General features: G+C 44.5%; 24 protein-coding genes. 14 read left to right on the plus strand and 10 right to left on the minus strand.

Translation table 11 applies throughout. The features are described 5' to 3' along the window. The first annotated feature begins 162 nt into the window (after positions 1–162). On the plus strand, positions 163–1104 hold the full coding sequence (locus MKZ12_RS15870) for a VanZ family protein (protein ID WP_339261442.1): 942 nt from the start codon (positions 163–165) through the stop codon (positions 1102–1104). A 143-nt stretch (positions 1105–1247) separates the two neighbouring features. Here the strand turns inward: MKZ12_RS15870 and MKZ12_RS15875 are convergent, their stop codons facing one another. After that, complete coding sequence (locus MKZ12_RS15875) at positions 1248–1505, minus strand: GlsB/YeaQ/YmgE family stress response membrane protein (protein ID WP_091029919.1); 258 nt, start codon at positions 1503–1505, stop codon at positions 1248–1250. 154 nt (positions 1506–1659) lie between these two features. On the opposite strand from MKZ12_RS15875, the gene MKZ12_RS15880 reads away from it, so the two are divergent. From MKZ12_RS15880 to MKZ12_RS15890, 3 genes are all read left to right on the plus strand, one after another. Then, a complete protein-coding gene (locus tag MKZ12_RS15880) occupies positions 1660–2376 on the plus strand; it encodes a response regulator transcription factor (RefSeq protein ID WP_253436246.1) in 717 nt (238 codons plus the stop codon). 71 nt (positions 2377–2447) lie between these two features. Next, positions 2448–3800: a HAMP domain-containing sensor histidine kinase gene (locus MKZ12_RS15885; protein WP_339255370.1), complete on the plus strand. Its 1353-nt coding sequence runs from the start codon at positions 2448–2450 to the stop codon at positions 3798–3800. 126 nt (positions 3801–3926) lie between these two features. After that, complete coding sequence (locus tag MKZ12_RS15890; protein ID WP_339255371.1) at positions 3927–4631, plus strand: hypothetical protein; 705 nt, start codon at positions 3927–3929, stop codon at positions 4629–4631. Between the two features lie 124 nt (positions 4632–4755). Here MKZ12_RS15890 and MKZ12_RS15895 read toward each other — a convergent pair whose 3' ends face one another. From MKZ12_RS15895 to MKZ12_RS15930, 8 genes are all read right to left on the minus strand, one after another. Then, positions 4756–6072, minus strand: a complete 1317-nt coding sequence (locus MKZ12_RS15895) for a HAMP domain-containing sensor histidine kinase (protein WP_339255372.1) — start codon at positions 6070–6072, stop codon at positions 4756–4758. Next, entirely contained in the window at positions 6047–6745 is a 699-nt protein-coding gene (locus MKZ12_RS15900; RefSeq protein ID WP_339255373.1) for a response regulator transcription factor, read from the minus strand. Before MKZ12_RS15900 ends, MKZ12_RS15895 begins: the two co-directional genes overlap by 26 nt. Continuing rightward, positions 6732–7694, minus strand: coding sequence for a phosphatidylinositol-specific phospholipase C/glycerophosphodiester phosphodiesterase family protein (locus MKZ12_RS15905; RefSeq protein WP_339255375.1), 963 nt, complete (start codon positions 7692–7694; stop codon positions 6732–6734). Before MKZ12_RS15905 ends, MKZ12_RS15900 begins: the two co-directional genes overlap by 14 nt. Positions 7695–8069: 375 nt before the next feature. Then, positions 8070–8366: a spore coat protein gene (locus tag MKZ12_RS15910; protein ID WP_339255376.1), complete on the minus strand. Its 297-nt coding sequence runs from the start codon at positions 8364–8366 to the stop codon at positions 8070–8072. An 11-nt stretch (positions 8367–8377) separates the two neighbouring features. Next, positions 8378–8578: a hypothetical protein gene (locus MKZ12_RS15915; RefSeq protein ID WP_253436282.1), complete on the minus strand. Its 201-nt coding sequence runs from the start codon at positions 8576–8578 to the stop codon at positions 8378–8380. Between the two features lie 31 nt (positions 8579–8609). After that, a complete protein-coding gene (locus tag MKZ12_RS15920; RefSeq protein WP_339255379.1) occupies positions 8610–9746 on the minus strand; it encodes a zinc-dependent alcohol dehydrogenase in 1137 nt (378 codons plus the stop codon). After that, positions 9743–10129 (minus strand): spore coat protein, encoded by a 387-nt coding sequence (locus tag MKZ12_RS15925; RefSeq protein WP_339255381.1) that lies wholly within the window; start codon positions 10127–10129, stop codon positions 9743–9745. Before MKZ12_RS15925 ends, MKZ12_RS15920 begins: the two co-directional genes overlap by 4 nt. Before the next feature lie 11 nt (positions 10130–10140). Then, positions 10141–10383 (minus strand): spore gernimation protein GerQ, encoded by a 243-nt coding sequence (locus MKZ12_RS15930; RefSeq protein ID WP_253436288.1) that lies wholly within the window; start codon positions 10381–10383, stop codon positions 10141–10143. A gap of 82 nt (positions 10384–10465) precedes the next feature. On the opposite strand from MKZ12_RS15930, the gene MKZ12_RS15935 reads away from it, so the two are divergent. The 7 genes from MKZ12_RS15935 to MKZ12_RS15965 all read left to right on the plus strand — a co-directional run bounded on the left by MKZ12_RS15935 (position 10466) and on the right by MKZ12_RS15965 (position 17482). Further along, positions 10466–10852: a hypothetical protein gene (locus MKZ12_RS15935; protein ID WP_339255383.1), complete on the plus strand. Its 387-nt coding sequence runs from the start codon at positions 10466–10468 to the stop codon at positions 10850–10852. A 291-nt stretch (positions 10853–11143) separates the two neighbouring features. Then, positions 11144–12244 (plus strand): L-dopachrome tautomerase-related protein, encoded by a 1101-nt coding sequence (locus MKZ12_RS15940; protein ID WP_339261444.1) that lies wholly within the window; start codon positions 11144–11146, stop codon positions 12242–12244. A 121-nt stretch (positions 12245–12365) separates the two neighbouring features. Then, complete coding sequence (locus MKZ12_RS15945) at positions 12366–12941, plus strand: TetR/AcrR family transcriptional regulator (protein WP_339255385.1); 576 nt, start codon at positions 12366–12368, stop codon at positions 12939–12941. A gap of 359 nt (positions 12942–13300) precedes the next feature. Beyond that, complete coding sequence (locus MKZ12_RS15950) at positions 13301–14152, plus strand: SDR family oxidoreductase (RefSeq protein WP_339255386.1); 852 nt, start codon at positions 13301–13303, stop codon at positions 14150–14152. Positions 14153–14219: 67 nt separating this feature from the next. Beyond that, the gene (locus MKZ12_RS15955; protein ID WP_339255388.1) at positions 14220–14543 is read left to right on the plus strand and encodes a putative quinol monooxygenase; all 324 of its coding nucleotides are present in this window, start codon (positions 14220–14222) and stop codon (positions 14541–14543) included. 25 nt (positions 14544–14568) lie between these two features. After that, a complete protein-coding gene (gene csaA / locus MKZ12_RS15960) occupies positions 14569–14901 on the plus strand; it encodes a chaperone CsaA (RefSeq protein ID WP_339255390.1) in 333 nt (110 codons plus the stop codon). Between the two features lie 334 nt (positions 14902–15235). Further along, a complete protein-coding gene (locus MKZ12_RS15965; RefSeq protein ID WP_339255392.1) occupies positions 15236–17482 on the plus strand; it encodes a glycoside hydrolase family 3 C-terminal domain-containing protein in 2247 nt (748 codons plus the stop codon). 38 nt (positions 17483–17520) lie between these two features. Here the strand turns inward: MKZ12_RS15965 and MKZ12_RS15970 are convergent, their stop codons facing one another. Beyond that, positions 17521–18744 (minus strand): helix-turn-helix domain-containing protein, encoded by a 1224-nt coding sequence (locus MKZ12_RS15970; protein ID WP_339255394.1) that lies wholly within the window; start codon positions 18742–18744, stop codon positions 17521–17523. 153 nt (positions 18745–18897) lie between these two features. Between MKZ12_RS15970 and MKZ12_RS15975 the strand changes: the two genes are divergently transcribed. From MKZ12_RS15975 to MKZ12_RS15985, 3 genes are all read left to right on the plus strand, one after another. Continuing rightward, positions 18898–21627, plus strand: a complete 2730-nt coding sequence (locus tag MKZ12_RS15975; protein WP_339255396.1) for a glycoside hydrolase family 78 protein — start codon at positions 18898–18900, stop codon at positions 21625–21627. A gap of 229 nt (positions 21628–21856) precedes the next feature. Continuing rightward, the gene (locus tag MKZ12_RS15980) at positions 21857–23284 is read left to right on the plus strand and encodes a glycoside-pentoside-hexuronide (GPH):cation symporter (protein ID WP_339255398.1); all 1428 of its coding nucleotides are present in this window, start codon (positions 21857–21859) and stop codon (positions 23282–23284) included. Between the two features lie 119 nt (positions 23285–23403). Beyond that, complete coding sequence (locus MKZ12_RS15985) at positions 23404–24636, plus strand: cytochrome P450 (RefSeq protein WP_339255400.1); 1233 nt, start codon at positions 23404–23406, stop codon at positions 24634–24636. Positions 24637–24902 lie beyond the last annotated feature (266 nt).

Consider the following 24902-nt stretch of genomic DNA (forward strand, 5'->3'; position numbering starts at 1 on the left):
TTGTGTCCTACAAATGCCGCTGTTTTTTCTATCCTTTAGTTGCCGAAAATGATGAAGGATCAGAGGTTCCATAACACTATAAGCAGCTTAATTATAATATGTGGTAAAATAGACGGGGCAATAAGCCTAGATAAGCACATGCATCTGGCAAAGGAGTTAACCATGACCAAACAACGTAAAATCATTCTAACCTTAACCATATTCTATACATTGTTTATTCTTTATTTTATGTTCCTCGCCTTCGGTAGAAGAGATGCTTCAGAGACAACGACTGGCTATACCTTTCTTTTCTCCCCAGATAGCTTTTTTAAACTGCCGGCTCTAACTGAACTCCTGCAGCCCAGTCTCATGACTTTAGTTGATTTGGGTAACATTGCCGCCTTTATCCCTTTTGGTATCCTGATGCCATGGTTGTACAGGATTACCTTTGCCCGGTTCTTTACCTTGTTTGTTATAGCGATTCTTGTGCTGGAAACCATCCAGGCCCTTACCTTACTTGGTAGTTTCGATATAAACGATGCCATTCAGAATACGATAGGAGCAACCATTGGTTATGGGGCGTACAAACTTGGTTTCCGTTCCCGGAACCTCTGGCGCAATCTGGTAAGAACGGCTATTTCCGGTATGATTCTTTTATTAGTCGTATGGGGATTATTCGGAGCGATAGATAACGCAGCAACTAAAGTAGAAGGCCCTTTTATGGCAATCAACGAATGGATGGACAGTTCGGGTAATTCATCATCTGCAGACAAACCGGACAGCATCAAAATAAGCGATCAAAATGTAAAGATTCTCTATAATATGTACGGCGCTGAAGGCGGAGATCCTAAAACGTTTACATACACGTCTGAGGGAGAGACGATTTTCTCTTTTTATTACGGAATCCCTGAACCAACAGATTATTCAGGAAAAATTCGTGTTACCCTCAATGGAAACGAGATAATGACCGGCTCTGGAGAAGATCAGCGAAGTGATCCTGAACTATTCCCGTTGATATTCAAGATTCCTCTCGAACCGGGAAGCGAACTGAAGATTACCATCGAAGGGAACGAAAAAGTATGGGATGTAGGCTATAAACGGATGCAATATTTTTGGAGCAGCTAAATGTTTGATCTTCCATGCCTCTTTAGGCTTGAAAAATGGATAAAGCAGTACAAAAAAAGGACCGTAAGTGTTCATCTCCCATCGATGAATGCTTTCGGTCCTTTTATCTAATGAACGACGGTATCGGTCTTCGTCTCTCTTGATTAACGTCTTCGGAAGGCTCCGCCACGTGCGAGAGCGAAGAAGATGAGCAGGGCAATAATGGAGCCAACGATGGCTGGAATAATGTGAAATCCGCCAATCACCGGTCCCCTTGGTCCCAGCAATTCCGTTCCTAACCAGGAACCGATAAAACCCGCAATAACGTTCCCAAGTACACCGCCCGGTACATCTCGCCCAATCAAGTTGCCGCTTAACCAACCAATAAGTCCACCAACAATGAGTACCCAGAGCAGATCCATGGATTGTTCTCCTTTCTTCGGGTTTATTACAAGTTATGTGGGGTTCGTTGGATTATACCTCATCTTCCTGTCGGTGGAGGAATCTAAAGCGTCTGTGCTAAGATGGGTTAATATAGGATTGAAGACGTTGGAGAACAAGGGTAGATAGGGGTGCGTGTACATTTTGAAGAAAATCTTAGTCATTGATGATGAAATCGCTATTCGAGATTTAATTGAGCTGGTGCTAAGGCGAGAAAACTATGATGTGCAGACCGCAGAGGACGGCAAAACGGGCCTGAGGCTGCTCGACTCTTTTCAACCCGATATAGTGGTACTTGATCTGATGCTGCCAGATTGCTCCGGATATGATTTGTGCAAGGAAATTACCGGAAAACGCGCCATTCCTGTGATTATGCTCTCAGCCAAAAATGAGGTAATCGACAAGGTGCTTGGACTAGAACTGGGCGCGGAAGATTATATGACCAAACCCTTTGATAATCGTGAATTGCTCGCTCGCATCAAGGTGATTCTGAGAAGAAACGAGAGCAAGGAGGAATCAAGCGAAGGAACAGAGGTGACATCTACACGCATCATTCATGAAGAGTTGACATTTGACTTGGAAAGCCGAAGAGTGCTGAAAAACGATGTACCTGTGTCTTTAACGGCCAAAGAGTTTAAAATTCTGGAAACGTTACTCAAAAGGCCAGAAAAAATTTTTACCCGGGATGAATTGCTGCAGATTGGGTGGGGATATGACTTTATGGGAGACAGTCGCAGTGTGGATATGACCATCATGCGATTACGGAAAAAGTTGGAGGATAACGCGGACGAACCGAAGTATGTCAGGACAATCTATGGATTTGGCTATCAACTTGGAGGTGGCGAGGCCTGAAGTATGCAACCCGGTTACTGCTGAATTATTTATTTTTCTCCGTGCTGTCCTTTGGCATCATCATTTTTGCGGTGAACAAAGCAATCGATTACTACAGCTTCGTTACCATTGAGAAACAGATGATGGAGAAGGCGGATCTGTCCGAGCTGTCCTTTCGTGAGGTGCTGGCTCAGCATAGATCATCCTCAGGGGAGCCGCAAACGGAGGAGATCGTCAGACTTGCTCTGGAGAAGCTGAAAGCTTCAGGCAAGGAAGTACGTATCTATGATAGCTCCAAGCAATTACTGGGCTTGGCTGTGGATGGCATCATCATTAATGATGGCAAACCGCTTATTTTCGACAAAAATATAGAGAAAGCACTGAGCGGCAGTTATGCCTACACCGTCACGGAAGATCATCAGCTTTATTTTGCAACGCCCATTCAGAATCAATTCTACGAAAACGCTTATGTGTATGAATTCGTGGATGACATTTCCTACTTTTATGCGATCATGAATCAAATCCGTTATATCCTGTTTGCAGGTGCAGGCGGTTTCATTGTGCTGATTACGTTATCCAGTCTGTGGATTGCACGCAATACAACCAAGCCGATTAAGATACTGCTTGGCGCTGTGCAAAGCTTCTCCAGACAGGAGTTTCGGAGAGTTCATCTAAAACGGAAGGATGAGCTGGGCATGCTGGCAGATGGGCTGGATTCCATGGGGCGACAGCTTCATGATTACATTCAGTACCAGAAACAATTTGTCTCCAACGTATCTCACGAGTTAAAAACACCCTTGGCAGCCATTCGTGGTTTCTCTCAATACTTGGTCGAAGGAGAGACTGAGAACAAGGAACTGCAAAAAATCTATGCTCATCTGTTGCAGGAATCGGATCGACTCACCCGCTTGATTAATGAACTGTTATTATTATCCCGATTCGATAAGGCGGGTTCTAATGATTTGGAAGCCCGGAAGACGGAAATGAACGAACTGATTCAGCAAGTTGCAATGAATATGGGAGCCAAGGCTAAGGATAGAGGGATCGAGATCAGAGTTAGTCAGGCGGAGCAAGAACCGGAAGATGACGGTACGACAAGAGTGCAAGCCAACGTGAATCCAATGCTGATGTCCCATGCCATCGCCAATCTTGTGGACAATGCCATCAAATATTCAGGCAGTCCATCGCTGATCGAATTGAAGTTGGAACATACGCCAAGCGAAGTCGTTATACGGATACGTGATCAAGGCATAGGCATCGCGGGCGATGAGCTGGAGCGAGTGCAGGAACGCTTTTACCGAGCGAAAAATGCAAGTACAGCAAATGGGTCGGGTCTTGGACTTTCCATTTGCAAAGAGATTGTAGAGCGGTTTAATGGATATATCGACATTGAAAGTCAACTGGGAAAAGGGACGACCGTTACAATTGTTTTGCCTCGTGCGTAGCCCTGCATTTCAAACCCAAGCCTAAATAGGTAACGTTACAAGATTGGTACATTTCTGTTATAAGACTAACAAATCTTTTATTTATAATCACTTCATAAGAACAAATCACACATTTATGGAGGGATCATGATGAAATTAACAAAGAAAGCTGCAAGTTTTATCGTACTAGGTGCGTTACTAACGGCGGCATTAACGGGCTGTCAATCCAGTGATGCTACATCTCCAGCAACCGGACAGAACACAGCAAACGAACAGAACACAGGCGAAGGTACAACAAATGCTAATACGCCTGCTTCCGAAAGTGCTGAAGAAAAGGGAACTGAAGCTATTAAGGAAGGTTCGATGGAGAAGGAAGGCAATGTGGTACTGAAGGAGCTTGCTTTTGTCTTTAATGAGCATACCATTGCGATTTCGGATACAGCGAATGAAGAACAGATGGAACAGATGCTGGGCAAACCGGATAACCTGAAATCTCATACGTACAGTGCTGACGATGGAACCAATATGGATAACTTAATCGGTTTTACGGAAAAAGTGTACACGTATCCCGGTCTGGCGATTAAAACCATCAGTATACCTGAGGGGAAACAAGACTCCATCTTTCATATCGAAATCACAGATCCTAAGTACGCCACAGTGCGAAACATTAAAGCAGGGGATAGCCTCGATACACTCAAAAACGCCTACCCTGAGGGGAAACTCGTTGGTGATGGCGCTCCAGATGAGGAGGATGACTTCCGTTACGAGCCGTCCAATTATGTGGATGTGATGTCATTTCATATCAAGGATGCCAAGGTCGAGAGCATTCAAATCTACAGTCTTCTGGACTAATAAGTAGTGAGCAATGTTGGTAAGCCATTCATGCAATTCACCTTCAATATCTGAATAAAAATGAAAAGTTAACCCTCATACATCCTGAAAAGGAGCATTGAGGGTTAACTTGGTTTTAGGACTTTTAAATTAAGCGCTGCTTGGGCAAATGCAGAATAACGTTGAATTGATCGCCATGAATTTCGATGTTGATCTCCCCGCCGTGCAGCTCAACGATGCTTTTCACAATGGACAGCCCTAGGCCAGAGCCTTCTGTCTGGCGGGATTCATCTGCTCTTTTGAAACGCTCGAACAACTCTTCCGCAGCAAAATCAATCTCATACGCAGCCGTATTTTGAATTTTGAATTGTACCTGATCATCAGACTCGTCCAAATAAATATAGATTCTGGTTCCTGGAAGCGAATATTTCTGCGCGTTGCCAATTAAATTTTCGAATACACGCCAAATTTTATTGCCGTCCAAATGTGCATGGATGGGGAATTTCGCGATCCTCTCCCGAATCACTGCCGACGCTTGTCCCATACCAGTGTTGGACTCGGCGATCGCCTGTGTCAATAATGTCGCGACATCGACGTACTCAATATCCAGCTCTACTGTACCGCTGGCCATCTTGGAGATTTCGAACAGGTCTTCAATCAACAGCTTCATCCGTAGCGCCTTCCGGTCCAGAGTTTCAATATACGCTCGGGTAGTCTCCGTAGACAGATCTTCTTTTTTTAATAAATCAACATAGTTGATAATAGAAGTAAGCGGGGTTTTCAAATCATGCGATACGTTGGTAATCAGCTCTGTTTTTAACCGTTCACTCTTCATTTGATTCTCCAGCGCGCTTTGATACCCGGCTTTCATATTGTTAATATAGCCAGCAAGCTTGGATAGGGCATCCTTGCCGGTTACCTGAATCGTATTCTGAATATTGCCTTCAGCAATTTCTTTGCTCCCGTTGATGATGGCGATAAAGCGTCCAAGCTTGGAAAGGATATACGGAACCAGGAACAGCACATACAGCAACACATAGAGTATGAGCAAGTCCTGTTCGTATACACCGTAATATGTGGCTGCCTGCCAAATACAAATGCCCGCTATCGGGGTTAGCAGAAACATCATGATGATGCCAAACGTTAATCTCCAGTTCTGCAAACTGGCTCTAAGACCGGTTCTCCAGCTATGAAAGTAATCCATGAGCAGGCTACCATCCCAGAAGGAACGTCCAGCTTGGGGTGCCTTAAAATAAAGAAACAACCTGCTTGCCAGTAAGCAAAGAATAATAAAGGCAAGCAGTGCCTGGATGTAACTTGAAGTTGAATAGCTAATACTCAACCCCGTGTATGAATACGAGTTTATAAGTATGAGGATCCATGAGATCGCGGCGACAATGATGACAATAAGGTCGATTGGAACCTTCCGATCGGCTTTATTTTTTCTCGATTTTGTATCCAATTCCCCATACCACCTTTAAATATTTTGGGTCTTTAGGGTTGATTTCAATTTTTTCACGGATGTTTCTTACATGTACGGCAACCGTATTCTCTGAAGTCAAGATCAGTTCATTCCACACGCGCTCATAAATCTCTTCAATGGAGAAAACTCTGCCTTTGTTCTCCATCAGCAGCTCCAGAATTTTGTATTCCTTCGGGGTTAATCTAACGTCCTCACCATCTATCTCAACAGTCTTCGAGCTTTTGTTCAGCACGAGTCCTCTTACTTGTATAAGCTCATCCCCGTTTGACTGAAAGGAACCTAAATTCGTAAACCGGCGCAGCTGAGATCGGACTCTGGCAATCAGCTCTAGAGGATTGAACGGCTTCGTAATATAGTCATCAGCACCAACGTTGAGTCCTAAAATCTTGTCGCTATCTTCTGACTTGGCGGAAAGCATAATGATCGGTATATTTTTGTTTTCACGAATTTTAAATGTCGTTTTAATTCCATCGAGCTGCGGCATCATGTTGTCCATAATAATAAGATGAATGGTTTCTTGTTCAAGAATTTCCAGCGCCTCCAATCCGTTAGAGGCAGTGAATACATCCACATCTTCGCTTTTCAAATAAATAACGAGCGCTTCTCGAATTTCCGGTTCATCGTCTACAACAAGAATGTTATTGATAGCCATTATTTCTCACCTTCATCACGATATTTCTTATACTTGCTAATCCGGAACTCATGTATCCCGAAAATTCAACATGGCCGGGGGGAGCGTCTGCAAGCATCAGCTCCTCTGGTGATTCTTCCTGATCTGTGTAAAACCCATGTACCCCAAACCTGGACAGAATCTGCATAACCGGTCTGCTGTTGACCGTGTGAACATAACTTTTTACCCCAAACTTATTCAGTGCTGGAACTAAATTGGGGTTTAGATACACGCGGTATGCAGGCATGGCAACGGCTGTCAGTTGTTTGTCCCTTACGAATTCTACAATACTTTCGGCGGAGGCGCCAGTTTTGTAAAGTGAATATATTTTGTTTGGAAAGGGGTAGATTCCCATAACCGTGTCATACATTTTCGGGCTGAAGATTTCAGGTATAACCCGGTTGAGCAGTGCAGGATCCGTACGTCGAACCTCATTGACTAGATGCACAAACTGCTGCTGAATTTGCGCTTTGCTGCCTGCTTTCGTGTCCACAATTAAGTCAAAATCAGGATATTGCTGCATCAGCTGCAGGATGTCCGGCAGGGTAAGAGGGTGGAATCTTCCCATAATAAGCGAGTTCGCAAACTGAAGCTTGGTTACGTTTCGTCCGCGATGAGCAGCCAAGTCGGGCTGTAGCTTCTGCGACCAATCATGTCTGGCTACAAGCTTCCCGTCCGTCGTCTGCACAAGATCAACCTCGAACAAACGGTACCCTCTATTGTAATTGGTTATAAATGCCTCGTAAGAATTGGTGTAGCTGGCACCGTCAACTCCACCAAATGCATGTGCAATAAGCCTGTTTTCCTGCCAGCCGCTAGGACCAGCTATAGAGTGAGGTTGATTCAGACCTGTCCTAACAAGCCCCCAGTTGCACCAGATCATTCCTGCTGTAAAGACTATGAGTAAGCTTAACATCATCGTTTTCTTCATTCGTTCTGCTCCTTCGTTATCCCGATGTAAGTCATACTACAGGACGCAAATGAAGAAGGAGTGGTATAAAAACGAAGGAATTTATGAAGTTTGTATACATTGAAAATCATATAAAAAGAACACAGCGAAGGCTCGGAAACGGCAAGTTGATCCGCTGGTTTGAGACTGGCACTCTATAGATGCATGAGACGTTGTTGGATGGTTGGATTATAAACATGGAGGGTGGAAGGGTGAACAAGTCGAGGACGTTTCTTTAAGTATGTATCGTGACGCAGCAGAAACAAGGGTGGAATGGATCCGCCCTTGTTTCATTACTGGATTATGGACACAGGGTACATTATGCACTTAGAAATCTCCGGCTGTAGTTAGGCGCTGTCAGGACGGAATGTTCATAGCCGTTTGAATGTTTTTCAGGTCGAGCTGAATTTGCTCTGGAATATGGAAAGGATGGTATAACCCATGCTGTACCATATAATTTGATATCTTTTCATGAGAGTCTATCGCTTCATCGAGCTGTTTCATCAGAATTTGCTTGATTTCGGGAGTGGCACATTCGGTCACAGCCATGGCGTAATTTCTGACTCCACTCTTGGCGTTTATCAACAGATCCATTGCGATCACATCATCCGTTAGCGTATGAAGGCCTGACATATGTTCTAATATTGGGTTCATTTGGTTATCTCCTATACAGTCGCTTTAGTCAGCACTCCACCAAGCTCCTGAAGCTGCTGTTGTGATAATATCGCATCTTGTTGCAAAATTTGCTTGAGCTCCGGGTCGGTTACGAGAGCTTGCATGGTCTGGGATTTAGTCAGGCAAACCGTCTTGAATGCTGCAATTTCATGTACCTCGAGCACCTCATGCAATGCGTATTTGGAATTCATTCGAATTGTCCTCCCATGTATCTATCCATATTTAAGGCTTTAAGATGACTTTAATACAATTGTCCGTTTTTGTATCGAACACTTCATAACCACGCTTGGCATCACTGAGGGGAATGACGTGTGTAACAATGTCGCCAGGGTCCACTTTGCCAGACGTAACCAACTCGTACATATATGGCATATAGTGAATGACTGGAGCTTGTCCGGAACGGATATTCACGTTTCGCTGCATGATGTCACCCAGTGGGAATCCGTTATAGCGTCCACCGTATACCCCAGTGACTTGGATGGTTCCGCCTTTGCGGACAGCCTGAGAAGCAATGATAAATGCGCTCATAGTACCGCCTTGCAGTTTCAAACCGCTGGCTAAATACTCAAGATCGCTCATCTTGCCGTCCATTCCTACTGCATCAATGACAACATCGGCGCCGCCTTTGGTCATTTCCTTGAGCGTATTGCCAATGTTCTGATCTTGTTCGAAGTTTACGATTTCGACGTTGTTCGTTCGCTTCGCATGCTGCAAGCGGTAATCGACATAGTCAACGGCAATGACCCGCTTTGCTCCTTTCAGCCAGCAGAATTTCTGGGCCAGGAGTCCAACTGGGCCGCAGCCGAGCACGATGACCGTATCTCCATTTTTTACGCCGGCATTATCTACGCTCCAGAATGCCGTGGTCATGGCATCAGCGATCAAGCTTAGCTTTTCATCTGGTTGTTCGCAGTTTTCAGGAATTTTGAAGTGGGTGAAATTGGCAAATGGAACCCGTAAATACTCCGCTTGACCACCAGGATATCCACCGGTCGTTCCTGAGTAGCCGAAATATGCGCCCATATCCCCGTGTTCGTTGGAGTTGTCACATTGACTTTCCAGCTGATTTTTGCAGAAAAAGCATTCTCCGCATGCGATATTGAACGGGATGATTACACGGTCGCCTTTTTTTAGGTTTGTCACGCCAGGGCCTACTTCTTCTACGATTCCCATCGGCTCATGTCCGATGACATAGTCCTCCTGAAGGTTAGGGATCATCCCGTGAATAAGATGAAGGTCAGAACCGCAAATGGCGGAACTGGTGATCTTTACGATCATATCGTCCGGTTTCACGATCTTCGCATCCGGAACCTCTTTGACCACGACATTTTTAACCCCTTGATACGTTACCGCCTTCATGCGTTATGTCCTCCAATATGTTCATCTGGGGTCCGATCAAACATCCCTTTACGCGACGTATCACCCGGGAACAGATTCATCTGGCCGATCATCACCGTATTGTTCGCCGAAAGCTGGTCGAGTTGGTACTGTTCGTTTAGCTCGTAAGGATGGAACCACTTTTTGCGAATCATGAGCTCCGAGATTTCCTGGTGCATTGCGATTCCTTGTTTAAGCTGAGTGTGCAGAAGGGCTCTTACATCTGGTGAAGCCGTTTCCGTCAGGGCGATGGACAAATTACGCACACCTTCCTTGGCACGAACAAGGAAGTCCATGGCAAAAGTCATATCTGCCATTTCCGGCATATTTAATGAATTAATCGGGTCTAAATAATCGGTATTCATTTGAGCTCCCCTTAATGTGTTATAGGTGTCGGACTACTCGGAACAGGCGCTTGGAAAGGAGCTTTGGCATAAATGGCTTGCAGCTCGGCGATCTGTTGTATGGACTCAGTGACGTCTTTCTGCATTAAAGCTTTTAGCTCTTGGTCAAAGACCAGACCTTGCATCAGTTTTGACTTGGCGATGCACAGTGTTTTGAAGTTTAAAGCTTCATGCAGTTCCATCGATTCGTGCGGCGCTAGTGTTGGGTTGTTCATGGAGAACTGATCACCTCCTTTTTTTTCATCAACGTTAGATTTTCCAACGAATCGGATCTTATACTAAAATGGATTGAGGGGGATGCAAGATCCGAATATTCCCATACCGTTGCAGGAATATAAACAATTTCTTAATCCGATACTTATTTTTGTGTTTTATATGATCTTGCAAAAGGGAGGAGGACTCACTGTGCCCAATAAAAACAAAATTGATCTAGCCACCGAAAATGCAAGAAAACCGGCAGAAGGTGCCCTTAACTCGAGTGGAAATACACTGGAGCAGCATGCATCTAATGCGGTTTCTGAAGTGCAGACAGCTTTAAATCAGGCAATAAGCTCGTTAAATGAATCTAATGCAACAGATTCACAAGCGTTGGAAAAAGCCCGGCAGCAATTGACCCGAGCAGATGAATTTTTAGATCAAGCGCAAACTTCCGCAAACGCATTACGTCTCCCGGACCAACAATAAAACGGTCCTAGAACTGATAAGCTTGTCAGTGTTTTTCCTTCTATTCCGTATTTTCTCCGATACTCTCTGCATGGGGATTTACCCTGCGTTGACGATCGGAGGAAGCAATTTTCCTAGAACACATATAGTTACGGTCACATGCTTCGGCTCACGCCGAAGTTTTTTGTATTTTAGATGTATGGGACAATTTCAAAATCACGGTTGAAAAAGAATGATTAAGGGCCAGGCATTAGAAAAAGTCTTGAACATAATTATAGGTAATATCTATCCAACTATGTTGAGGAGGACATCATACAGCCTATGTTGCCTATGGAAGAATATTTTGGTAAGTTAGAACTCGTTCATTCCTTTTACGGGGCTATGCCTACAGGCGTTAGTGTATCCGAAACCGGGCGTATCTTTGTTTGCTTTCCGAAATGGGGAGATGACGTTAGATTTACGGTAGCGGAAATTGTTGAGGGTCAGTTGCAGCCATATCCTAACTTAGAAACGAACTTGAGTACCCCATCGAATAACGCTATGTCTTTCATTAGTGTGCAAAGTGTTGTTACAGATGGAAGAGGAACCCTGTGGGTACTGGATACGGCTGCACCTAATTTTTCTGAGCCAATTATAGGAGGGGCAAAATTAGTCGCGGTAGATTTAGAAACAAATACAATAAGAAAAGTATATATATTTGCAGATGATGTTGTCTTACCAACAACGTATCTGAATGATGTCCGATTTGACTTTCGTGTAGGTAACGCAGGTTACGCATATATAACAGATTCTTCTTCCAATGGTCCAGGCGCTATTATCGTCGTAAATCTAGAAAACGGCAATGCGTATAGACGGTTGCATGGAGCAAGCTCAACCTCACCCGACCCGTATTTTATACCGAAAGTGGAAGGTAAAATTTTGATGAATCGAAACGCGGATGGTTCGACATCTCCCTTTCGCTTGGCCTCTGATGGGATAGCCATTTCCCCTGATGGGAAAATGTTATTCTATTGTCCATTAACCAGTCGCCAACTATACTCGATCTCAACCGAATCGTTAAGAGACAGAACGATACCGGATTTCAAATTAAGTGATCTTGTGCAGTATTGGGGAGAAAAGGGAGCATCGGATGGGATGATCACGGACGCAATAGGAAACGTGTATGCTGGAGATTATGAGAATGATAGCATTCGCAAGATATTGCCGAATGGAATCATGGAAACCATCGCCCATGATCCCCGAATTTTATGGCCAGATACGTTTTCTATTGGTCCGGATCAATACTTATATGTAATTGTGAATCAATTACATAGGCAGGCAAGATTTCATTATGGAAAAGATCTGCGACAAAAACCGTATAGTTTACTCCGTATGAAAATTGATGAATTACCTGCACTACCTTTTGATCAATAGATTCGATTAAAACTTAAAGAGGCAGAGTTTCACCCTGTTGTGATTTCAAACGGGATTCATAGTCTCAGGAGTACAACATGCGTCATGGACATACGTATATAGCACTGCTATAATAGAAGTTATGAGCACATATGACAAAATATTAGCAGCTGCTCTTAAGGTACTGGAAGAAGAGGGCGGAGCCCAATTTTCGACGCGAGCTGTCACTTCGATCGCGCAGGTTACGGCTCCTACACTCTACCACCATTTCGGTAATGCCGATGGACTCCTGAGTGCAGCTATAGTGGAAGCGTTCAAACAGTTATTCGAAAGCAAAATTGCCGCAGTGGAGTCACCTATTCCAGAGATGGCGCTTCGTCAGGGGTGGGATGACTATGTCCGCTTCGCGGCAGCCCGTCCTCGAATATATGCGGCAATGATGGGGCGGCTGCTAGAGGGCGCCCATATCGAGGCGGCAGATCAGTCACATCAAGCACTGGTGCAAAATGTTCAAAGAGTTGCCGCCGCAGGAAAACTGGCTGTTTCAGCCGAAACTGCGGCAGATCTGGTCTGGGCTTCTGCCAATACGGCCTCATGGCTGTATGTGACGTCCCAAATTCGCAAGGTACCCCCACCCCAGCCCGACGTCGTTGATCTCATTCGAGAAAGCGTGATGCAGATCATCTTGATCCCAATGCCGGATTCTGCTTCAAAATGAGGGATCGATGAAAAAGCTTGGAGACTCCAGACAAAGCCCCTATGTGGGCTTTGTTTTGTTTCATGGTAAAGATGATGAACCACAAACGGTAGCACATAAGAGAGATCGCCTATCCAAGCAGGATGGCGATCTTTTTCATTTTCAAAGGGTTTCGATGAGCTCATTCCTCGCGCTACGGTATGTCGTGAGCGTCGAAGTATATCACGCTGTGCCCGTCATTAATGATGTCAGATCGCAGGAGGATTACAATATGAAAAATATATAGCACCGCTATAGACAGCTCTATATAGCGGTGCTATAATGACCGTATAACAGTGCTATACAGTGATTCATAACTTATCAAACTCGGGAGGTTTACAATGCGATATAAAACTCAAGAAATGGTTGTCGTCACAGGTACTTCAAGTGGAATCGGCAGGGCTACCGCGGAGCAGCTTGCCGCTGAAGGATTCCACGTTTTAGCTGGGGTTCGCCGTCAGGAAGATGCCGACAAAATCAAACAAAAAAATATCGAACCGGTCATTCTCGATATTACTGCTATCGACACACTAAGGACGCTAGCCGAACGAGTGGAGCAAGATCCGCTTGGTCGCCCGTTGCGCGCCGTGGTCAACAATGCTGGCATTGCCGTTAATGCACCTCTTGAGATGGTTCCGCTGGATGAATTACGCCGTCAGATCGAAGTCAGCGTGATCGGGCAAGTTGCGGTTATTCAGGCGCTTACTCCCGCCTTGCTGAAGAGCGGCGGACGCGTAGTGAATATCGGATCCGTTGGCGGCAAAATTTCAATGCCCGGTTTCGGAATTTATTCAGCTGCAAAATACGCGATGGAAGCGATCAATGACAGCCTCCGCAGAGAGATGTCCTCGTTCGGACTCAAAGTTATCATGATTACTCCGGGCGGTGTCAGCACCAGCCTGTCGGAGAAAGGGGTTACGACAGCCAATCGGCTGTCCAAGTTGATGACGCCCGATCAGCACAGACGACATGACCGCCTTTTTGACGCCGTGAAGGCGCAGGCTGAATCGTGGGCAACGAGCGGTATTCCTCCTGAGAAAGTGGCAGAAGTGGTTTCACGAGCCATCCACGCAAGTAATCCGCGCACTCGCTATACGGCTGGCCGAGATTCGGCACTGCTGACCCGACTGGTTCGTATTCTCCCGGATAAACTTCTCGACCGGATGCTCCGCAGCCAGATGAAGCTGCAGTAACGGGAGTATGACTGATGTCACAACAACCGTTTAAACATGCATTATTGATAACATAGGAGGAATCAACATGAACGATACCAATAACCGTTACGTTACTGTACTCTGGGAGGCGAGAGCCAAGGCAGGGAGAGAAGCCGAGATGAAGGCGTTTATGACTGCAGCTGTCACCCCGTCACGGAACGACCAGGGTAACATTGACTATGAGGCTCACGAGGTAGAAGGCCAGCCTGGTACATTCATCATCCACGAGCGCTGGGAAAACCGGGATGCTCTCGATCGACACCTGAACGCCCCGCGGATGCAAGAACTTGTGCCTCAGCTCTTAGAACTGATGGAGGGATCCATTGAGGAAGGGATTCGAATCCTGAAACCGTTTCGTCCAGCGCATTAAACTAGAACATTGGGGAGGTCAAACATTGGCAACGATCGATGATTTTACAGCACTAGATATTCGTGTGGGAACGATTAAGGAAGCGGAGTTTTTTGAAGAAGCAAAGATCCCTGCGATTAAGCTTAAGATTGATTTTGGACCGGAGATCGGGATGAAATCCTCAAGTGCACAAATAACGAAGCGTTACAAGGCTGAGAACATTATAGGAAGACAAATTGTAGGAATCATCAATTTTCCTCCTCGGCGCATTGCTGGATTCAAATCGGAGGTATTAGTTTTGGGCGGAGTCCCGGAAAAAGGAGATGTTATTCTGTTAACGCCGGATACTGAAATCCCTAACGGCACTCCTATTGCATAAGTTAGACGACAAGAACGTTAACTGAATACAAACAAGAAAGCTGCTGACCAAAGTGTGACTGCACCCCAATTGTTAGACACCAACTAACAGATCGGAGGTGCAGTTTTTTTGCCAAAAAATTAATATGGACTCACTCCATTCCTTTAATCTTTGGAGTAATCATGAATTCGTTTATGAAGCAGAAATAAGGTCAGCACTTACGGAGTTCACACATTATAAATAAGATATTATTTTTCCAAAAAGAAAACGATCTTACCATATATTCAGGGTCATTTGCTCTACTCTTATGAAGTAACCGATTACATTATTAACGTTTACCAACGGAGGAGAGCGAATGAATCCTAATTTGAAAGAAATCATCAGTCAAATGACATTGGAAGAAAAAGCAGAACTCTGCTCAGGTAAAGATTTCTGGAACACCATATCCATCGACCGCCTTGGGGTTCCCTCTATTATGATGACAGATGGCCCTCACGGACTTAGAAAACAAGAGGGGAGCGCAGACCACTTAGGCTTAAACAAAAGTATACCGGCTACCTGCTTCCCATCCGGAAGCGGAGTTGCCTCATCATGGAATCGTGAACTTGCCGATACGATGGGGAAAGCAATCGGACAAGAAGCAGTGGCAGCGGATATTTCGATTGTTTTGGGGCCAGGTGTGAATATCAAGCGTTCCCCGCTGTGCGGCCGAAATTTTGAATATTATTCTGAAGATCCTTATTTATCGGGAACTTTGGCAGCCAGCTATATTCAAGGCGTACAAAGCCAAGGCGTGGGTACTTCCATCAAACATTTCGCTGTAAATAACCAGGAATATAAGCGTATGTCTGTCGATGCGGTGGTGGATGAACGGACTCTAAGGGAAATCTACCTGGCTAGCTTTGAATATGCAGTGAAAGAGGGTGAGCCATGGACTGTCATGGCCGCTTATAACAGAGTAAATGGTGATTTTTGTTCCGAAAACAGCCGGTTATTGACTGAGATTCTTCGGGAAGAATGGGGATTTGCAGGCGTAGTGGTGTCGGATTGGGGGGCTGTCAATGAACGGGATCAGGGACTAGCTGCCGGTCTGGACCTTGAGATGCCTTCCAGCAACGGAATAGGATGCAAGAAAATGATTGAGGCTGTTCAATCGGGAAAGCTGAGCGAAGAGGTGCTGGATCAGTCTGTTGAGAGATTGTTGTCACTTGTATTCAAAGCTATAGATAGCCAGCAGAAGTCAGTAACGGTTGATGTAGAGGCACAGCACCAGTTGGCCAGAAAGATTGCAAGTGAATGTATGGTCCTGCTTAAGAATGAAGAGAACATTCTCCCTCTAAAAACTGAAGATTCCATCGCGGTTATCGGAGCATTTGCGCAACAACCACGCTACCAGGGCGGTGGTAGTTCACACATTATGCCGACGAAGCTGGATAACATCTATGAAGAAATCCTTAAAACAGCCACTGACAGTGCAAGCATCTCGTATGCCGCCGGTTATAGATTAGACGAAGATGTTGTAAACGAAGAACTCATTCAAGAAGCAGTAGCTGCCGCAAAGAATGCACGAGTTGCAGTGATATTTGCCGGGCTGCCTGAACGTTATGAGTCCGAAGGTTTCGACCGGAAACACCTTCAATTGCCGGAAAGTCACAGAACTTTAATTGAAGCAGTCGCGGAGGTTCAAGAGAATATTGTTGTTGTATTAAGCAACGGAGGTCCCATTGAAATGCCTTGGCTGGATAAAGTTAAATCTGTATTGGAGGCATACCTTGGAGGACAGGCTTTGGGCGGTGCAATCGTTGATATTCTCTTTGGAAGCGTAAATCCAAGCGGAAAATTGGCTGAGACATTCCCTAAAAAGCTGATTCACAATCCGTCGTACTTGAATTTCCCTGGAGACGGCGAGACTGCCGAATATCGGGAAGGTATTTTTACAGGTTACCGTCATTACGATACAAGAGATGTGGAGCCATTGTTTCCATTTGGCTTCGGTTTGAGTTACACCCAATTTGAATATAGTGATCTACAGGTTAGTCATAAACAGATCAAAGATACCAGCAGTGTAACGGTTACAGCAAAAATTAAAAACACGGGTGAAAGAGCGGGCAAAGAGGCGGTGCAGCTATATGTACATGATGTAGAATCAACGGTGCCACGTCCACTTCAGGAATTGAAGGGGTATACCAAAGTTTCGCTTCAGCCTGGTGAAGAGACCACCGTACATTTTGAACTGGATAAAAGAGCCTTTGCTTACTACGATATTAAGCTAAAAGACTGGCATGTGGAGACAGGTAAATTCGACATTATGGTCGGAAAATCTTCAAGAGAGATTGAACTCGTTGAAACGATCGAGGTAGAATCGAGCGTTATTGTTACCAAACCAATTACCAGGCATTCCACGTTCGGAGAGTTACTGCAACATCCCGTTGGAGCTGAAATTATGGGTGCGATGGGGCAATATGACGGGAATGAAGCAGGACTGGGTGAGGGAATGCAGGAATTAGTTATGGGTACCACATTGCACAATGCAGCACTTATGAGTGGCGGTCAGTTCACAGAAGAAACACTACAGACTATCTTATCCGCTGTTAACCGTTGAATGCATGAATAATTAGAATAAGCCCGTCATAGTCGGGCTTATTCCTGTATCATATGATGCGTTTGTTGATACTGCTTCGGGGTTCTGCCTGTGTGTTTTTTGAAGATTTTGGTGAAATAACTCTGATCCGTAAAACTCAAAAGAGACCCGATTTCAGAAAGTGGAGTGCTCGTAAATTGAATCATATGTTTAGCTTCCTCAATTTTGATCTGTTGAATATATTCATTCACGGGAATCCCAACTTCTTTTTTAAATAGTACAGATAGATAGTTTGGGCTAATACCGGCATGTTCAGCAATTTCTTCGTGTGTAATTTTGGAATAACGGTGGTTATATATATAATTTTTGCAAAGTGTTACGATTTTAGAATGCTGCGATTCTTTAACCTGAGAGACTTTCTCGGTTAACGAAAAAAATGCTTCCAAGCAGCATTGATCGATTTCTTTATCGGTTCGTAGATCCTCAAGGCGCTGTATGTAAATATCACTTACCGAAAAGGCAATCTCCGAATAAAGCCCCCCGTCAATGGCTGCTCTGGCTGCAAGTGCTATACCGATGATGCCAAGATTCTTTTTAGAACGGATATGACTTGATTTGGACAGGACTCCTGTATTTTCATGACCAAGTTGTGTAAAGTGTTTGAGCATATCTAATTTACCTTCCTTGACGATCGTTAACAATTTCTTTTCATTTAGTGGGTTGTGATGGAGCGTCTCATCATAGCCTTTTGAAGAATTTATGGAACCTTGTATTTCTTTTTCCTTGATATACATACCGCGCAAATTGTCCTGTACTACATCCTCAGCTTCGATCAATTCGTGATTAAACATTTGATTAACCAAGATCGTGATGTTGATTAGCCTCTCATGGGTTATCACAGGAACAGACTGATAATAATGATATACTTGTTCCCGGTTCGCAAAGAGATGTGTGTCATTAATGAGCCCATTTATTTTATGTTCAATCAAGCTAAATGGAAGGGAAGGTCCTAAAATGATGGTTCCTTCATCGTTCAGATCATTACCAATACGAATTAAAATGTAGTTCTCAAAAAACATCGTTCTTACAATTGAAGGATCTTCTTTACCCACGGATGGATCAAACCCCAACACTGAAAAAAAGAATTGTTTATCATTTTTATACAGCGGATTAAGTATTCGATTACCCATCAGTTCGAATTGAACCTCTCCGGTGGAGCTTACAAAGAAGATGGACATATCAAAAAGTTCTGCAACGAGTTTACATTGACGTTTTAGATCCATTTTGTGTTCGACTCCTTTTTTCAATCATTTTATCACATCAAAATTATAAAATTACAATGATATTACCATATTGTATGAGGGAAATTCTTTATGATATTTTAGTAAGCGTTAACATTTAGGTGTGTGAGATCTATGTTGAAGGGTGGTCATCTCATGGAATTAAAAGATTTCCGGATTGAATACATGCTTAATCCAATTGGACTGGACACAGTAAACCCAAGATTCTCATGGAAATTAGGTTCTACTGAACAGGACGTAATGCAATCCGCTTACCGAATAAGTGTCACACAAGATTTGCAGAAAATCTGGGATTCTGGAAAGAGGGATGAAGACGTCTCCGTTTTAGTGGAATATGCTGGTCCTCGTTTACAGGCCTCGACTATGTATCAGGTTCAAATCGAAGTTTGGGATAACCAAGGTAATCACGCAGTCATGGAAGGACATTTTGAGACCGGGTTGCTGAACGGCAGCAACTTTCAGGCAGAGTGGATTACACATCCATTCCCGAGCGAAGAAAGTGCTCCACCCGTTTTCTACAAAGAATTCTCTATCGAAAAGGAAATTCAGCAAGCCCGAATCTATACCACTTCCCTCGGTGTCTATGAAATTGCGATCAATGGGACAAGAGTAGGAGAAGACTACTTTGCACCTGGATGGACGAATTACAACGAGCGATTGCAGTATCAGACTTACCGTTTGGACGGGATGCTGGAGAGCCAGAATAAAATAGAGATTACGGTGGGGAATGGCTGGTATAAAGGCATATTTGGTTTTACTTGTACTCCCAACCATTACGGAGATAGAGTTGCTGCACTCGCGGAAATCCACATTGTCTATACGGATGGAACAAAAGAGATCATTGCAACCGACAAAACCTGGCAGGTGACTACCGGACCCATCCGTTCAAGTGAAATTTACATGGGTGAGACTTATGATTCTTGTTCTCATGAAAGTCAGTCCTTCCATGTGGAAACGGCCTCTTTCGATAAAAATCGCCTTGTTGCTCAGGAAAGTGAACCTGTCAAAATCACAAAAAGGCTTCCTGCACTTCAGTTGATTACAACTCCAAAAGGAGAATGTGTCATTGATTTCGGGCAAATCCTTACTGGGTTTGTAGAGCTTCGAACCAAAGGGCGGAAAGGGCAAACGATAACCATACGGCATGCGGAGGTTCTTGATAAGGAGGGAAATTTCTATCCGGATACGTTAAGGCAGGCAGTATCGATTGATCGATTGATCTGTAACGGTAAAGATCAAATTTTCCGCCCTCATTTCACTTTCCATGGATTTCGGTATATCGCCATTGAAGGGGTAGAGGAGATCCAGCTCGATCAATTCTCAGCTTGCGTGCTGCATTCAAGTCTGGAGGAAACAGGCCGTTTCGAGACCTCCAATGCCATGGTGAACCAGCTGCAAAGTAACATTCAGTGGAGCCAAAGAGGTAACTTTCTGGATATACCGACGGACTGCCCTCAAAGAGACGAGCGTCTAGGGTGGACAGGAGATGCACAAGTATTTGCCGGGACCGCTGCGTTTAATATGAATGTTGCCTCCTTCTTCAAGAAATGGCTGCGCGACCTTGCCTCTGAACAGTCGGAGGAATATGGGGTTCCACATGTCGTCCCTAACATTCTTGGAAATCAGGAAGGGGCCGCTGCCTGGAGCGATGCCGCTGTTATTGTCCCTTGGGTCATGTACCAAACCTATGGAGATCTTCGATTGCTGCGTGAACAATACGACAGCATGAAGGGGTGGATTGATTATATTACTGCACGTTGTGGAGCCAATGGATTGTGGCAGACTGGTTATCAATATGGGGACTGGTTAGGGTTGGACAAAGAGGAGATTAGTAACGAAAGAACAGGGGCTACAGATGTTTATCTGGTAGCAAACGCTTATTATGCGTATTCGACCGAACTCGTTGCAAAGACAGCCAAGCTTCTGGACAAAACCGAAGATGCCGTCCGTTACGAAAAATTGCATAGCCAGATCAAACAGGCTTTCAATGCAGAATATATCTCTTCAACCGGCAGACTGGTCAGCGAAACTCAAACGGCCTGCGTGTTAGCGCTACACTTCAACCTTGCCGAGGAAAAATACAAGGATCGAATCCGGAAGACGCTTGAGAGCAATATTGCAAAACATAAAAACCATCTCACGACAGGATTTGTTGGTACTCCATATCTGTGTCATGCCTTATCCGACAATGACCTGCATGACCTTGCTGGTACCTTGTTTCTGAAAGAGGATTTCCCATCTTGGTTGTACGCCGTAAAAAAAGGGGCTACCACGATATGGGAACGATGGAATTCCATTCTGCCTAATGGTGATTTCGATTCATCAGGTATGAACTCCTTGAATCATTACGCCTATGGATCTATTGGTGAATGGATGTATAGAAAACTCGCGGGAATTAATTCAATTGAAGCAGGTTATAAGAAGATTCTAATAAAACCTCAGTTCATCCGAGGAATCAGTTCGGTAGATGCTGCTTTTGATTCGGTCTACGGAGAGATAAAAAGCGCTTGGTCATGCAGGGCGGGTAACATTATTGTAAATGTAACGATACCAGCAAATACAACCGCAATTATTGTACTGCCTGAGAAACCTGTGCCTGTGGAGGTTGGTTCCGGATCTTACAGCTTCGAATATGCGACGCAAACCAGTCTCGAAAGAGAACGGTTTACGTTGGATTCGACACTTAAAGAGATTGTGGAAGAACCCACAGCAGTTCGAATGTTAAACGAGCACGCTCCCGGTATGCTGGATCACCCAATGATCCAATATGCTTATGATTTATCTGTAAGCGAAATGCTGGCCAATACTCCGCCGGAGACTGAACAGTTATTTAGAAGAGTCATTCAAATGCTCAATGCCTCCTAGGTGTGAAGGGAAAGGATAGAATATAGAAGGCGCTGCTGGAAACGAGCAGCGCCATTTTGTATTACGGAAATTCGTTTTTGAATACCGAAATTATAGCGCATAAAAAAAGCGAAGTCCCAACATAAAATTACTAAAAAAAAAATGAAGTTACCATATTTATGTTTTGCGGAGGACTAAAATAATGTTTGAAAGCGGTACCATGAAGCGAATGAAATAAGGGGGAACAGCAATGAAAGCAGAGCGGGAAATCCTTAATCCACCAGTTGTAAAGGGAAGTAAGAAGTCCAGGGCATTGGGCCTTGATGCCCAAGGAATCCAGAAAACAATGCGCCCTTACCATTACTTAGGCGACGGAGCAGCGCAAGTTGCCTTAAACTCCATCAACGGACTGATTGGGATGTTAACTTATTTTTATACAGATAAGGTAGGGATTGCAGCTGCCACAGTGGGTACGATTATGCTCATCACCAAATTTATCAATGCAATAGCAGACTTGCTGATGGGTAGAATCGTTGATGCGACAAAATCCAAATACGGAAAGGCCAGACCTTGGATTCTATGGATGGCTCTACCAACCCTGGCATCTATCATATTACTGTTCACAGTGCCCGCCGAGGCATCATCAACGGTAAAAACCTTCTATGCTTTAGCTACAGTAGCGTTTGCTTCAGCCATTGTGTATACGGGAATTGCGATCCCTTTCGGAAGCTTGATGGCGATCCGTACCAGAAGTGTAGAAGAACGCGGTAAAATGGGCCTTACCCGAACCATCTTTGGATATATTATCGGAATGATTATCGCTATCGCATTAATTCCATTAACCAATATGCTCGGTGGGGATCAAAAAGCATGGATTATCGTTGCGGTTGTTCTGGGTATTGTATCTTTCATTTCCTTGATCCTGACCTTCTTAGCATCCAAAGAAAATAATGCTGGCATAAGTATTGTTGAAAGCGATAACATTCCCTTCTGGGAAAGCATCAAGCTCTTATTCCAGAACAAATACTGGGTCATCATGCTGTTTGCTCAGTTATTAATCAACATGCTATATACACTTAATGGTTCAACAGGAATCTATTACACCAAGTATATTCTCGGGAATGAGAACCTGATCGGAATCATGGGGGCAGTTGGATTAGTCCCGGTTTTTTTGGGATTTGTTATGGTGGGACCCATGATCAAGAAATTCGGACTTACCAGAACTGCACGGATAGGCATGATTCTTGGGATCGTTTCATCACTTATTCGTTGCTTCATGCCATATAACTTTATTGCAGCTATAGTACTTGGCGGTATCGCGACACTGGCAACCATTCCAATGATGGCTGTAGGCGGGGTGTTGGTGAACAACACCGTGGAATACGGTGAATGGAAGACAGGTAAACGATTAGTTGGGATGGTCAATAGCGCAAACAGCTTTGGCGTTAAAATTGGTATGGGCCTGGCTGCCGCGATGATCGGCTGGATCCTTGCCTTGGGCAATTACGATGGAGCGTTAATAACACAGGCGGATTCAGCGATTACCAGCATCCTGGTTCTGACGGTATATCTTCCTTTGGTGATATTCGTTCTTACGTATCTCTGCTTGCGCAAGTACGATTTGGATGAGAAGTATCCTCAAATTGTAAAAGAACTGGAAGAACGCTTAAATCCTTAGGAAGATGCAAGTTATCGCGTATTACTGGGATTAAATGAACTTATTTGAAAGTGAATTGTTAAATATGATAGTCTTTATATTGTAGTGATATTAACACTATCATTTTAAGGAGTGATGTGATGTTTACCAATGAAAATCAAGGTCGTTCCAAGTCCAAAGTAGATTTCATGGATCATTCTTTCATTCAGCAGCCTTTCCCAGTCTACGAAAAGCTGCGTGCCGAAGAGCCTGTCCATCGACTATTACTGCCAAGTGGGCATGCTGCGTGGATGGTTACCCGATATGAGGATGCCGTCAACATTTTGCAGGATAGTCGCTTTGTAACCGGGGTTCTCGATAACAGGAACGTTGAAACGGAGGAGTCACTTCCTCCGCATCAGGCGATTATCTCACGGAATCTGATCAGTGTTGGTCCAGAAGATCATCGTCGACTGCGGCGCTTGATTCAGAAGGCTTTTACTCCCCGCATGATTGAGAGGCTGCGGGGCCGAATTGTGGAAATAAGCGATGAATTGCTGGACAAGATTCAGGCCGGAAACACTCGGGAGTTTGATTTGATCGAGGACTATGCTTTCCCGCTGCCCATTATCGTTATTTGTGAAATGTTAGGTGTTCCGCTGAAGGATCAAGACAAATTCAGAGCCTGGTCCAATACCATTATGGAGAGTGTCAGCAATCCACAGATGAACCAGGAGAGCGATGAAGTGATGAAGGCTTTTGTGAATTACTTACAAGAACTGATCACGCAGCGGCGCAATCATATTCAACAGGACCTCATCAGCGATCTCATCGGGATAGAGGAAGAAGGTGACAAACTAACAGAGCAGGAATTATATGCACTTGTGTTCGTACTCATCATAGCAGGGCATGAAACAACAGTGAATCTGATTGGGAACGGCATGCTGGCGTTGCTGGAACATCCTCAGCAAAAGCAACTACTTATGGATCAACCGGATCTGATTCAAGCGGCGGTTGAGGAAGTGCTGCGATTTAATGGGCCCGCAGAAATTAGCAATGTTCGCTGGGCTACGGAAAACGTTGATTTTCAAGGAATACAAATTCGCCAAGGAGACATGATGCTGGTCGCTTTATCCTCAGCGAATCGGGATTCCAGTCAATATGAAAACCCCGATACGTTTGACATTACTCGCAAAGTTAATGACCACATTGCTTTTGGTAAAGGAATTCATTATTGTCTAGGCGCTCCACTTGCGAGACTTGAAGGCGAGATTGCGATCAACGCTTTACTTCATCGGCTGCCGGAGATCCGGTTAAATACGGATGCGAAGCTGCTGGAGTGGAGGCCAGGAATGATCATCCGGGGACTCAAAGCTTTTCCGGTCGTATACTAATATATTGGAGAGATGAACCTAATGAGTTATAACGAGAATATCAAAATTGGTGAATTATTGAACAACGCAGAATCGTTTGCTGTACTGGAGAAGCATTTGCCAGAATTCGTGAAGGAACCAACGTTCAAGATGGCCACTAACTTTACGTTGGATCAACTAGCTGCATTGCCTCAGGTAGATATTCCTTTGCCTACTCTTCAGAGTTTGAAGCAGGAACTTGCAGCCATTGAGTTTGGAGCAACAGTCCAGAAGCAAGAAATTGGTGC

The organism is Paenibacillus sp. FSL R5-0713 (genome assembly GCF_037973325.1).
Classification (GTDB): Bacteria; Bacillota; Bacilli; order Paenibacillales; family Paenibacillaceae; genus Paenibacillus.